The sequence below is a fragment of the [Clostridium] symbiosum genome, assembly GCA_036419695.1.
Classification (GTDB): Bacteria; Bacillota; Clostridia; order Lachnospirales; family Lachnospiraceae; genus Otoolea; species Otoolea symbiosa_A.
Genome location: CP143946.1, coordinates 671,853 through 685,114, shown reverse-complemented (window position 1 = coordinate 685,114; position 13,262 = coordinate 671,853). Strand labels below are relative to the sequence as shown.

General features: G+C 50.6%; 10 protein-coding genes. 2 read left to right on the top strand and 8 right to left on the bottom strand.

From position 1 onward, the window contains the following. Positions 1 to 122 precede the first annotated feature (122 nt). Complete coding sequence (locus V3C10_03170) at positions 123 to 584, top strand: MarR family winged helix-turn-helix transcriptional regulator (protein WVP62837.1); 462 nt, start codon at positions 123 to 125, stop codon at positions 582 to 584. Continuing rightward, a complete protein-coding gene (locus V3C10_03165; protein ID WVP62836.1) occupies positions 574 to 1,974 on the top strand; it encodes an MATE family efflux transporter in 1,401 nt (466 codons plus the stop codon). Before V3C10_03170 ends, V3C10_03165 begins: the two co-directional genes overlap by 11 nt. Positions 1,975 to 2,084: 110 nt before the next feature. Here V3C10_03165 and V3C10_03160 read toward each other — a convergent pair whose 3' ends face one another. The 8 genes from V3C10_03160 to V3C10_03125 form a co-directional block, all read right to left on the bottom strand. Beyond that, entirely contained in the window at positions 2,085 to 3,299 is a 1,215-nt protein-coding gene (locus V3C10_03160; protein WVP62835.1) for an RtcB family protein, read from the bottom strand. Between the two features lie 1,218 nt (positions 3,300 to 4,517). Then, positions 4,518 to 5,855, bottom strand: a complete 1,338-nt coding sequence (locus tag V3C10_03155) for a YjiH family protein (protein ID WVP62834.1) — start codon at positions 5,853 to 5,855, stop codon at positions 4,518 to 4,520. A 33-nt stretch (positions 5,856 to 5,888) separates the two neighbouring features. Beyond that, positions 5,889 to 7,118 (bottom strand): carbon-nitrogen hydrolase family protein, encoded by a 1,230-nt coding sequence (locus tag V3C10_03150; GenBank protein ID WVP62833.1) that lies wholly within the window; start codon positions 7,116 to 7,118, stop codon positions 5,889 to 5,891. A gap of 242 nt (positions 7,119 to 7,360) precedes the next feature. Beyond that, positions 7,361 to 9,088: a gamma-glutamyltransferase gene (ggt, locus tag V3C10_03145; GenBank protein WVP62832.1), complete on the bottom strand. Its 1,728-nt coding sequence runs from the start codon at positions 9,086 to 9,088 to the stop codon at positions 7,361 to 7,363. Positions 9,089 to 9,126: 38 nt separating this feature from the next. Continuing rightward, positions 9,127 to 10,515: a sodium:solute symporter family protein gene (locus V3C10_03140; GenBank protein WVP62831.1), complete on the bottom strand. Its 1,389-nt coding sequence runs from the start codon at positions 10,513 to 10,515 to the stop codon at positions 9,127 to 9,129. A gap of 51 nt (positions 10,516 to 10,566) precedes the next feature. Then, positions 10,567 to 11,415 (bottom strand): helix-turn-helix domain-containing protein, encoded by an 849-nt coding sequence (locus V3C10_03135; GenBank protein ID WVP62830.1) that lies wholly within the window; start codon positions 11,413 to 11,415, stop codon positions 10,567 to 10,569. 211 nt (positions 11,416 to 11,626) lie between these two features. After that, entirely contained in the window at positions 11,627 to 11,983 is a 357-nt protein-coding gene (locus V3C10_03130) for a DUF1667 domain-containing protein (protein WVP62829.1), read from the bottom strand. A gap of 4 nt (positions 11,984 to 11,987) precedes the next feature. Continuing rightward, on the bottom strand, positions 11,988 to 13,253 hold the full coding sequence (locus V3C10_03125) for an NAD(P)/FAD-dependent oxidoreductase (protein ID WVP62828.1): 1,266 nt from the start codon (positions 13,251 to 13,253) through the stop codon (positions 11,988 to 11,990). Positions 13,254 to 13,262: the final 9 nt, after the last annotated feature.

The window sequence follows — 13,262 nt, the reverse complement described above, 5'->3', positions numbered from 1 at the left end:
ACATGCCTATAATTCAGAAATGGGATCCCATTTCGTTTCCTGTTGACAAACGGAATAAAAGGTATTATAGTTTATTTTTGAACAGTTTATAAATAAACCATATTGGTAAGGAGGAAAGAAATTTGCTGGCTTCACCCGGAAGATTTTTTGAAAAATTCCAGAAGATAGATAAGATGTACCGGAGGTTTTATCAGTATGAACTGGCAGAGTACCAGTTTACGCCGAATGAGATTGCCGTCATCTTATTTTTGCACAACAATTCCCCTGAATTAGATACGGCGACCGACATCGTCCGCTGCAAGGGAATCTCCAAGGGCCTGGTGGCCCGCTCCGTAGACTCGCTTTTTGCCAAGGGCTATCTGGAAACGGTCCGCGAGCCGTCCGATCGGCGCATTGTTCATCTGAAGCTCAGTGAAAAGAGTCGGCCGATCACAGAACGCATCTCCGTCAAACAGAAAGAAATGGCCCGGAATATCGAGCGCGGTATTTCTCAGGAGGAGCTTCGCATCACATCGGAAACTCTGGATAAACTTCTTATTAACACCGAATTACTATTAAAAGGGAGAGAGAATCATGCAGAATAAGTTCACATCAAAGAAAGCCGGTTCCGGCATTTCGAAGGAGGCCGATTTAGGCCATGACAACATCGGTAAACTTCTGCTGAGCCTGGCGCTTCCGGCTATCCTGGCTCAGATCATCAATGTTTTGTACAATATGGTAGACCGTATGTATATCGGACACATTGAAAATATTGGCCCAGACGCACTGACCGGCGTGGGAGTGACGATGCCGGTTATCATGTGTATCTCGGCTTTCGCGGCCCTGGTCAGCATGGGCGGAGCGCCCCGCGCTTCCATCATGATGGGCAAAGGTAGAAATGATCAGGCGGAAAAGATCCTCGGTAACTGTACCTCCATGCTCCTGATTATCTCGGTTGCGCTGACTGCGCTCTTCCTGATATTCGGGCGCTCCATCCTGCTGATGTTCGGCGCCAGTGAAAAGACCATTGTCTATGCCTGGGCCTATATGGAAATCTATGCCTGCGGCACCATTTTCGTCCAGCTGGCTCTTGGCCTGAATGCATTTATCAATGCGCAGGGCTATGCAAAAATCGGTATGATGACGGTCGCCATCGGAGCCATATGCAATATCATCCTGGACCCGATTTTCATTTTCGGTATGGGTATGGGCGTGCGCGGAGCCGCATGGGCCACTATCATTTCACAGGCCGTATCCTGTATCTGGATCCTTAAATTCCTGACCGGTAAAAAGAGCCTGCTGAAAATTAAGCTCCAGAATATGAAGCTGGACCGATCGATTATCGTGACCTGTATCTCTCTGGGCCTTGCCCCATTTATCATGCAGTTTACCGAAAGTGTCCTCTCCGTCTGCTTTAATACCAGCCTTTTGAAATACGGCGGAGACATTGCAGTCGGCGCCATGACAATCCTGATGAGCGTGATGCAGTTCTCCATGCTGCCTCTCCAGGGACTGACTCAGGGCGCGCAGCCGATTATCAGCTTCAACTACGGGGCGGGCCATATCCACCGTGTAAAAAAGGCGTTCCACCTGCTCCTGCGCGTTTCCATCTGCTACTCCACTCTTTTGTGGGCAATCTGCATGTTTGCGCCAAGAGTATTCATCGCCATCTTCACCAGCAATGCGGATTTAACGCAGTTTACCGTCTGGGCAATGCGGGTTTACATGGCCGCATCCCTGATTTTCAGTATTCAGATAGCATGCCAGCAGACCTTCATCGCCCTGGGTAATGCAAAGACCTCCGTCTTTCTCGCCCTGCTCAGAAAAGTTCTGCTCCTGATACCTCTTATCTTTATACTGCCGCAGTTCTTCAGTAACCAGGTGCTGGCCGTATTTATCGCGGAGCCGATTGCAGACATCATTGCGGTGAGCACAACAGCGCTCCTCTTTACCAGAGAATACAAAAAGCTGGGAAAGATTGATGAGGCCGCCTGAATCCGGGCCTGAGCCTCCACCTCCATATATTTCTATACCGGGAAACAGGAACTTCTCCTGTCCTCCCGGTATTTTTGCATCCTGCCGGCGGCAAAATTGAAAGAATTCCGTCATCCCTCTTCTCCCGCCTTAAAGTTGTAAACCGGCTTAATCACCGATAAAATCCCGGCGGTGTCGCCGATATTATCCACGATATCCTGCATCCCCTTATAGGCCATCGGACATTCATCCAGGGTTTCTGCATTGACCGAAGTCGTGTAGATTCCCTCCATCTCTTTTTTAAACTCCGTGACGGTGTAGGACTTTTTCGCCTGGGTTCTGGACATCAGGCGGCCTGCGCCGTGGGGTGCGGAGCAGTTCCAGTCCTCATTGCCCTTACCGACGCAGATCAGGGAACCGTCCCTCATATTGATTGGGATCAGGAGTTTTTCTCCCGCCTTCGCCGAGACAGCCCCTTTCCTGAGGATCATGTTTTCCGTATCGATATAGTTGTGGATGGTGGTAAACTGCTCTTCCACTTTGAGATTCATTCCACGGATCATCTCATCCATCATTGCTTTCCTGTTCAGCATGGCAAAGCGCTGAACCAGCGTCATGTCGTGAATATAATCTTCAAGAAGCTTCCCCTCACAGTAGGCCAGGGCCTTTGGAACCGTGGTCGTCACCTGCGCCTTCAGTTCTTTCAGCGCCTTCTGGATTTCCTTCTCGCGCCCCGCCGCCTTGTACTCCTTAATCAGAGAATCCACATCGGCCGGGGAATTACCGTTAAGCGCCTTGTATGCTTCATTCTGGTAAAAATGGGCGACCTCCAGCCCCAGGTGCCTGGAACCGGAGTGAACGACAAGGTAGAGTTTTCCCTCCGTATCCCGATCCACTTCAATAAAATGGTTCCCGCCTCCCAGCGTCCCAAGGGAACGGACCGCCCGATCCAGGTTAATCTTCCCGTCCATTTTGCACCGGAGTTCATTCAGATCAATCTGCTCATTATACGGATGCGGTTCTTTCCTGATATTAAACCCGGAAGGAATCTTTTCGTAGATCAGTTTGTCCAGCTTTTCAAGCTCAATATGGGAGTTTCCAATGCGGATTGTCTCCATACCGCAGCCGATATCGACTCCCACCAGATTCGGGACCGCCTTATCACGGATTGTCATCGTGGTTCCGATGGTGCATCCGGCTCCCGCATGGACGTCGGGCATAATCCGGATCCGGCTCCCCGATGAAAATTCCTGATCGCAGAGCATCTTAATCTGTTCCAGCGCAGTTTCTTCCACCACCTCTGTAAATACTTTTGCCTCGTTATATCTTCCTTTTACTGTTTTCATTTTATTTTTCACCTCAAAAAAAGGAGCCGTGATCCCCGGTACGTATGTACGGGGAACCAGTTGGCTCCTAAGAATTTCCATATACTTTCCTATATGACGTCTTTTATCCCCTTAACAGGGTATTCGTCCGCCGGCAGCCAATCTTCACGCAGCCGGATAGACAATCTGTTTATAGATGCAGAATTCCACTACAAAAAACAGTCCCGTTTTCCCGGCGGCATGGCACGATATTCAATTGCACAGTCTGCTGATCACAGTGATAACTGTGCCTTATGCTCCGATCCAGTCCTTTAATAACGTTTCTCTGTTTCATCGTAATGGTCTCCTTTCGTTGTTTTTTCAGGGTATGCATATCCTCTGTTTTGCAATATAGCACATTGGGCGGCTCTTTGCAAGCATTTCTGCTTTGCGGGCCGCCGTGGGGGATGTAATTGAGGAGTGAGGACGCCGCCGGAACGGCCGGGGGGCGGAATGGTGAGAGGGAGGGGATGAGTCTTCAGTCCCGGGCTGTAGGTTGTCGCGGGTGGGGAATCCGGGCAGAAAAAGTTCCTTCGGGAAACGCTCGCGCTCTTTGGAGTACATAGCGGACACTAACCTCGAAAAAACCTCGGTAAGTGCCGATGAACTCCCAGGTTCCCTGCGGAATCTTTTTCTCCCGGATTCCCCACAGGAAGGTTATGGCCCGGGACTGAAGACGCCGAGGTTATCGCCATTCCGAACCTCGGCCTCCGGCCGCTGATTTGTTCCACTCCTTCAATAGGGGAGGGGTATTGTCGCAGCCACTACGTTTTTTACAAATATTTGTCAGCTGGCTCCTGTCAGCCCGAAATGCCGGCAAAATGAAAAGCATCATAACCGAGTAGTGGCTGCGACAATACTTCTCCCCATTGAAGAAATAGAACAAATCAGCGGCCGCAGGCCGGAGTTCGGGATGGCGACAACCTTCGCGTCTTCGGTCCCGTCGACAACCTGCCCGGGGAAGGAAGGAGAAAACTTTCCGGAGGGGACCTTGGAATCCGCCGGTGCTTGATGAGGTATTGCCGAATCTAGCACCCGTTGCGCATTCCACAAGCGGGAGCGAGTCCCCGTAGGAATTTTTTCTCCTGGATTCCCCCTCACCACACTCTGCAAACCGGGACTGAAGACTCATAACCTCCCTCTCACCATCCCGAACCCCGACCGTGACCGGCGGCGTTCTCCTTTCTCAATCAATCCCCCTTAATACAGGAACATCACCACCGGAGTCGCCAATATCAATGAGAGTACCACCCTCTCCGCCCAGATAATCACAAGATCCTTAACGCTGAGCTTGATGTCCGTCCCTAAAATACATGGAATCGATGCGGAGAAGAATAAAATCTCGGCTACACACACAATTGCGATTACGCCCTGTGCCAGAGGGGAACCTGCGGCCACGATGTTGGCCGGGAGGAACATCTCGGCGAGGCTGATGGCGCAGCCCTTGGCTACCATCATTGCCTCCGGGCCAAAGCCCAGAATCATTGTGAATGGGAGGAAGATGTAGCCCATGATATCAAAGAGCGGCGTGTACTCTGCCAGAAGCAGGCCGAGGAAACCGATGGACATCAGGGTCGGACCGATATTTAAGGCAAGGTTGATACCGTCCTTAAAATTCTTAATCAGGCCTTCCACGAATCCCGGCGCCTGGGAGCAGGCCTCAAGGCCTTCGTTCAGCGCGGTGGAGAAAAGCTTGCCTTTTTCTACGACAGGCTCTTTTACCACTTCCATCCCCTCGTAGCCCAGATCCGACTTTTTGTTCAGAGGATAGATTCTCGTCGTGATGGCGGTTACCAGGAAAGTGATGATCAGGGTGGACCAGAAATAGAGGTTCCATTTGTCCATCAGTCCCAGGGTCTTAGCCACAACGACCATGAAAGTGGCCGATACGGTGGAAAATCCAGTTGCGATGATACTTGCTTCTTTCTGGGAATAAAATCCCTCTTTGTATACTCTGTTGGTAATCAGAAGTCCTACGGAATAGCTTCCCACGAAGGAGGCAACCGCATCGATTGCGGAACGGCCCGGGGTCTTCCACAGCGGGCGCATGACCGGCTTCATAAATACTCCGATGAACTCCATCAGCCCGTAGTTAATCAGGAAGGCCAGGAAAATGGCCCCGATCGGCACAAGGGAGGTTACCGGCACAACCACCTTGTTGAAAACAAAGGGAAGCATATCCGGATCATGGAATCTGGCGGGGCCAAACCCAAAGATAGCCATGATGACGACGCCGATGCCAATTACCTTGAAGATGGAGAAAACCGTTGTCACCGTATCCTTGTTCCAGGTTCCTCTCACGAATGGAAGAACTGCTCCGATAACAACAATCAGCCCGCCGTACACCGGCCCAAAATTCGGAATACTTCTGATTGCCGTAACAATATGGTCAATCGGGATGGATTTGGTACCATTTATGGTGATGGAAATAAAGAACATAAAAATACCGATTGCGTTTAAAAGTAAAAATTTTGTTATATTACTGCCCGACTTTGCCGTCGCACTGCCCTTTGATTTTACTGCAGCCGTTTCTGACATGACAGATACCCCCTTGACTATTATTCTGTATGTTTATTTTCCGCTTCCCTGGATGCTCTTCATCTTCTCATCCATCAGTTTGTCCTGTTCCGCCTGCATTTCCGGACTCAGTTCCCTGGGTATCGTACTCATGCCGATCTCTGAAACACGGTTATCATACTCTGTCCTGTCCAGAGTCAGCTCCGGCCAGCCCTCGTATACGGGCGCCTCTGCAACACGGCCCGCATATGGATACTGCAGGTTGAATTTGCGCAGGGAATTCAGGTGCTGATCCTGTCCGTAAAGACGTTTTTCGGTAACTCTTGCAAAGTCAAGCGTCGTTGTATATGTCATTTCCGTGGAGTCACATTTATAAATGACCTGTCCCTCCGGATCCACAATGGTGGAATTGCCGCAAGGCCCGTTTACGCCGTTGGTCCATATGTAATAGCACTCATTTTCCAGCGCCCTTGCCCTCGGAATGACATCGGGGATGAAATCATATTCGGCCGGGTCGTAGGACGGCGTCAGTATCAGTTCAGCTCCTTCCAAGGCTAACGTACGGGAAATCTCCGGGAAGAACTGATCGTAGCAGATCTGAAGTCCAACCGTGACGTCTTTTTCCGGTATATAGAAGGTGCAGTAATCAGGACTGCTGCTTGGAGTGTTGGACTCTACCGGATAGTATGGAGCTTTCTTTCTGTAGACATCAATTAACTCTCCATCAGGCCCGAATACCGGACAGGTGTTATACGTTTCCCCTTCCGGAAGATCATCCGAAATCTCACGGAACGTTCCTGGTACAAAGTAAATACCGTACTTTTTGGCGATTGCACCCAGATAATCGATAAAATCACTGTCAATCCTCTGCGGAGCGAAACCAAGACCGTCCTCCACTCCCACGACAAGTTCGGGACGGAGGGTTCCGTACATCAGGCCGTCAACCGTGTCGCTTAAATACTGCAGGCTCTCCGCCGTGTCAAGCATCGGCATCTGGATGACGGATACGTTCAGTTTCCGGTTCGGCAGAAGCACTTCCCCCTCCTTCGCCTCCGCTGACGCCGTGTTTTTCTCTGTTTTCACCTGGGAGGCCGTATCTCCGGCGTCCGTTTTGCCGTCCTCAGCTTTTGTTTCCTCTGCTTTTGTTTCTGCTGCGTTTGTGGCCGCTTCAGTCTGCGCCTGCTGCCCGCCCTGGTTCTGCGTTCCGCATCCGGCCAAAAGTGAAGCGGTCATGACTGCCCCTAATACCCCTGCCAATACTTTCGTTTTCATGCTGCGTCTCATAATAAATACCCCTTTCTTTTTTCTCTGGTATTTATTATCCCTCATATAGCAGAAGCAAAGTCAACCGCATATTTTAACGTTTTTCGCAAAGAAAAAGCCCCGGGTTACGGGGCTTTTAAGGTTATAGCTGCAATAAGGTTTTTGTTTAAATGATGTTACAGTTTTTTGACTGCCATTCTTTCTATTCTTTATTTCTATTCTTTATTTCTATTCTTTTTTCCATTCTTTTTTTGCATTTTCTGTTACGGTTCAAAACACAATCCGTCGATGGCCACGGTTCCGTCTTTCGTGAGCACTCCGCCCCCGCCGTCTACCCGGCTCGTTCCGCCCGGGAAGAGCTGTCCGTCCTTCTTCATAATGCCGTTCGGCATAACGAGAAGCACCCCGAAATCCGACGTTCCAATTACTTTGTGGCCCTTTTCCTCCAGGAGTTTCACCGTGTCAGGAGAGAATCCTTCCTCCAGTTCCAGGCCCTGATCCTTTGTCAGGCAGCACATATGGGGCGTTTTTACCGCAGAATCCATCATCATGCCGTAATCCAGCGTATTGATAATCAACTGAAGTGTGCTGGTAATAATTCTTGGGCCTCCGGCGCTGCCAACGGCCAGAACCGGCTCCTGATCTTTCAGGACAATAGTAGGAGACATACTGGAAAGCGGAGTCTTTCCGGGACGCACCGCATTGGCCATGCCGTAGGCAAGCCCCTGTGTCGTCCTGACTCCGGCCTTCGGGCTGAAGTCGGCCATGGTGTTGTTCATGATAAATCCCCTGCCCGGGATTACGACGCCGCAGCCCCACCAGTTACGGATTGTCTGGGTCTGCACAAATACGTTACCCTCTTTATCCATGACCGAGAAATGGGAGGTACAGCCTCTGTACTCTTTTGCTTCAATTCCATCCGTCGGGGCAAATTCCTTCGCCTCATTCATATCAATTTTAGCTGCCAGTTCCTCCGCGTATTCCTTGGAAATAATCTTTTCAACCTGTACTTCCACAAAATCCGGGTCACCCATGGCCACAGAGCGGTCTGCAAACATCAGTTTCATCGTCTCGGCCAGCACATGGGTGCTGTCCGCTGAATGGAATCCCATTCCCTTTAAATCAAAATGTTCCAGAATATTTAACATCTGTATGATGTGGCTTCCGCCAGAGGACGGCGGCGCCATGGATACCACGTCATAGCCTCTGTATGTGCCTCTTACCGGCTTCCTCTCGATCGGCGCACATTTTTCCAGATCCTCTTTTACAAGGACGCCTTTGTGTTTCTGTACATGCGCCACCATATCATCGGCAACCGGGCCGTTGTAGAACCAGTCCACACCATGCTCCGCCACGCCTTCCATCGTATCGGCCAGATCGGGGTTTGTGATAATCTCGCCAAACTCCCTCGGCTTTCCTCCGTTCAGGTAAAGCTCGGCAAAACCTTCATATTCCGCCTTGTTATGCTCGGCCTCCGGCGTATTGGAGATCCTTGCATAGGCAAAGCCACACTTAAAACCTTCACGGCACAGACGGATGGCCGGTCTGGAGACGTCTTTCCATGTCATGGTCCCGTATTTCTTAAGCACATTGTCCATGGCTCGGTAGAAAGCCGGTACGGCCACGGCCCTGCCGGAAAATTCGGTCAGGTTTAAATCCACCTCGCCGTTTTCATCCAGGAACATGTCCTGCCATGCGTGAATCGGAGCCACGCCTCTGGCATCCACGGCAAAAAATTCATCCGATTCTTTGTGATATACGATATGGAAACAGCCTCCGCCGATACCGCAATGGTACGGCTCCACAACTCCCAGGACCAGGGACACCGCAACGGCTGCGTCGATGGCGTTTCCTCCCTTTTTCATCATTTCAAGCCCCGCTGACGCGGCATAGGGGTTATTGCAGCTCACTGCCCCCTCCGTACCGGATACATGCGGCTTATACATTGCTATTTCAGATACTTCCCTTCCAAGATATGGTCTGTTTGGCATAATTCATTTCTCCTTTCTTTTTTAACTGAACTGCCTTTTTACTGTGTTTTCACCGCATCCTCTTTGGAGGTCAGAAGCGTTACAATAATTCCCACGGTGTAGCTGGCGATAATAACCGGATATACGATATTAAGCTTTGCATTCAGTCCCAGAATCACCCAGGCTATGGCTACGATAATTCCAACCGCCGCGCTGGCCGTGGCTGCTTTGGAATTCACCTTTTTCCAGAGGATGCCGATGATCACGCAGAAGCTGAACGGAGCCGTAACGCTGTAGGTCAGGGTCAGGAACAGGTCAGTCAGCTGTGCGGACGGAATCAGGAAACCCGGAATCAGTGTAAAGAATGCCAGAATGATGGTTCCCCAGCGGGATACATTCAGGATCTGTTTGTCGGATGCCTTTGTGTTAATCTGGTTCTTATAAATATTTGTGAGGATAGTTCCGGTCGCCATCATCATGGTTGCCATTGTTGCGGCAATAATCATGGTGCAGACTGCGAAAATGACTCCTGCATAGAGCGGAGAGCTGAATTCTTTAATTGTCCAGGCAAATGCTGTGGCACCGTCACCCAGGCCGTCATTGGCGGCACGGCCCATCATACCGATCATGGCTGTTAAAATACAGATAGGAGCCGCGAAAATGTAACCGATAATACATCCGTTCCGTCCTGCTTTTGCATCCTTTGCCGCCAGAACCGGCTGAAGCACCGACTGCATAACCGCCGAGCTCAGGGCGCCTCCGACCGCCCAGGCAAATATCTGCTGTTTCGGCATGGCGGGAACAATCAGTTTATCATAATCTTTTGGAAGCTGGGCAATCAGACCTGAGTATCCACCAAATCCGGCCAGATTTTTAACCACGAATATAATCAGCAGCACGTAAGTGGAGATGCAGACGATACGGCCGATGGCGGATGAACCCTTCATGCCGGCGAATCCTGTATACACGGCCGCAATTGTAACGCCGCAGACCATAGCTGCCGCAGAGTTGAATCCGGGAATAACAATCTGGATAATGGAAGCAATAGTTTTAAGCTGAATCGGAATGTAGATGCATCCAAATACCACCCAGATATAGGACTGGAGTCTGGCTAACGGAGTCGAATATCTCCTGGCCAGGAAATCGGGAAGGGCCTCGCTGACCATATTCTGGCGGAGCACCTTGGACAATAGTCCCACCAGCAGAAAATACAGGCCTCCCGCTATGGAATACCAGCATCCGGCAATACCCATCGTGTAACCGTTCTGTGCCGCGCCCACGATGCTCATGCCGCCTATCTGCCAGGCTCCGAGAACGGCTCCGATAGCGAACGCCCCCATCGTCTTATCGCCGCCGGACCACTGGTTGGCGCTGGTGATTTTAGTTCCCGCATAGATTCCTACTCCGATAATTAATGTAAATGTGATAATCCATGTTGCTACTAACATATAACGACCTCCTCTTCTCTCCTTCATACCGGTGTATCAAAAAGATACACCCTAACATGTTATCTTCCCCGTAACCTTCCTGTTCTGCAGCCATTTCAAATACTCTCCCGGACATAAACCCGTCATTTTGCGGAAAATTCTGTTAAAATGGGACTGATCATAAAAATCCATCTGGTGGGACATCTCCGTCAACGAGCCTCCTTTGCTCTGTGACATCTGCCGGATGGCGCTTTGCAGGCATATCTGAAGGTTCAGCTGCTTCGGCGTGATCCCCACATTTTTGAGAACCAGTTTCTGAAGCGTTCTGGCCGTGTAGCCATAGCATTCCTCCAGCTCCTTCATCCGTACGGAACGGCTTCTCTGCATCATATAGTGTGCGATGGATGCCGCCATCTTTTCCTCGTTTTCCCTTCTTTCCCCCTTCTTCTCCTGACACTGGGCCAAAAACTGGCCCAGCAGCATAAAATGCTCTTTCTCACTGTCCACCGCATTGATATTCTCCACCATCGGCATAGCCCACGGGAACACCTCCCCCAGTTTCAGCCCTTCAGGCGGCACCTCATCGGCCGGGATTCCGGTGGCGCATGTAAAGCTGCCCGGAGCGAACTGTACCATCAGCGCCTTTTCAATTCCGTACATCGGTATTTCCTTCTTCTCCGGCAGTACCCCGAACACATAGGCCGAAGCTTCTTTTTCCTGAACCGAGAATGTCAGCCCCAACTGACCTACGCCCGGTATGCAGTTTAATCCGGTACACCCCTGGTTCACATTGTAGCGCAGTACCCTGAGTTCAAAATCCTCCGTTCTCAGCAGTGAATTTTCTCTCTGTTTCGTCACCTCCCAAAATGGCTGCTGAGAGAAAAAATTTGTTTTTTCGCCCATCGCTTCTGTCATTTTCATTACAGCCCCCTTTTTCATGATTTTAACAATTCATTTTATGTTACAATAGGAAAAATCGGAAATTTTGTCATATTTCAACATGGATTCTCACAAAAAGGAAAACAGTGCCTCCCTCGTCTTGTCCTCTTATACAACTGCACGCCAAGGCAGCCGGGAATCTCCCTGCTGCCTTTTTCTGCTATTTGATATGGATACTGTGACTCATATATTATCATTCTACGGTGTCAGACGCTACGATATTGACTCCGCTTCCGCAGATATTTTCCACAATCACGTCATAACGTTTAACCGGAACGCTCACCGATGTCTCCTTAAGGACACCCATGCAGGAAACCAGCAGTTCCCTGGGAACCGGTTTCTCGGAGCGCACCGGGAGGAGGGGCTGCTCCCCGCCCGTAAGCTTTACCGTGCTGGTCAGTATTCTTACCGGATGGGCAAACTCCTGCTTTCCGTATTCTTCGCCCCTTTTGCAGGTATATCCTTCTATTGATTCAATCCTGTCGCCTTCGCCGGTCACCGTGATATGGCAGCCCAGCGGGCAGATTGTACAGATAATCTCTTTTTTCATCGTTTTACGCCTCCTGTCCCACTACTTCTACCGTGACATCATCCCCTGTTATCTCCGATGTTTTTATATCCACATGGCACATCTCACCGGGATTAACGCGCATTTCCTTTTTACGGGACAGAACATTGTCGCCTGATTTTGTAATAAGCGTCACATTTTGATCCGGAGCCGTCACCCGGAAAAAGAGACGGACTGTCTCGTCCTCCTCAGCCACCCTCACCTTATGCGGGCAGAGATAACGCACATTTGCTCCCGGAACGGCTATGACTTCTTTTACTGCTTCCGGCAGTTCCCCTTTTGCATAGCGGGCCGCATATTTTCCCGCGTTCATGCTCTCCACGGTCACATTGTCCACCAAATCATTTACATGGACCACGTTTCCGCAGGCAAACAGGTTTTCCTCCGATGTTTGCATATACTGATTAACCACCGGTCCGTTCGTGACCGGGGAAATAGCGATTTGTGCCTTTCTGCTCAGCTCATTCTCCGGAATCAGCCCTACGGACAGGAGCAATGTGTCACAGGCTATGTACTCTTCCGTCTCCCGGAGAGGTTTTTTATTCTCATCCACTGCGGCTACGAAAACGCCTTCCACTCTCTCATTGCCTGCAATCCGGGTCACGGTATGGGACAGTTTGAGCGGTATCCCAAAGTCGTCGAGACACTGCACCTTATTTCTTGTCAGTCCGGCCAGATAGTCCTGCAGTTCCACCACTGCCAGAACCTTTGCTCCCTCCAGCGTCATCCTTCTCGCCATAATCATTCCTATATCACCGGAACCCAAAATTACGATGTTTTTTCCCACCACCGCGTTCTGGCGGTTAATCAGGCGCTGAGCGGCGCCGGCCGTGTAAACTCCCGCAGGCCTGGTTCCCGGAATCATAATACCTGCTCTTGTTCTCTCACGGCAGCCCATGGCGAGCACAATGCTCTTAGACGTCACCCTCGTCATGCCGTATTCGGAGTTAACGCAGATTACCGCATTTTCTTCGGGGAGCACCTCCAGGACCATGGAGTTTAACAACGCCTCTGTCCCCAGCTCCAAGGCCTCCTCCTTAAAACGTCCCGCATACTCCGGTCCCGTTAATTCCTGATTGAAATAAGTCAGGCCAAATCCCGGATGGATGCACTGCTGCAAAATGCCTCCAAGCTTTTCATCTCTCTCTATAATCAATACCTTTCCTGCTCCCTCTTTCTTGGCAGCCACCGCTGCGGACAGGCCGGCTGGGCCGCCGCCAATAATCACCACGTCACAAGCAATTTCGTACATCTCGTCCTC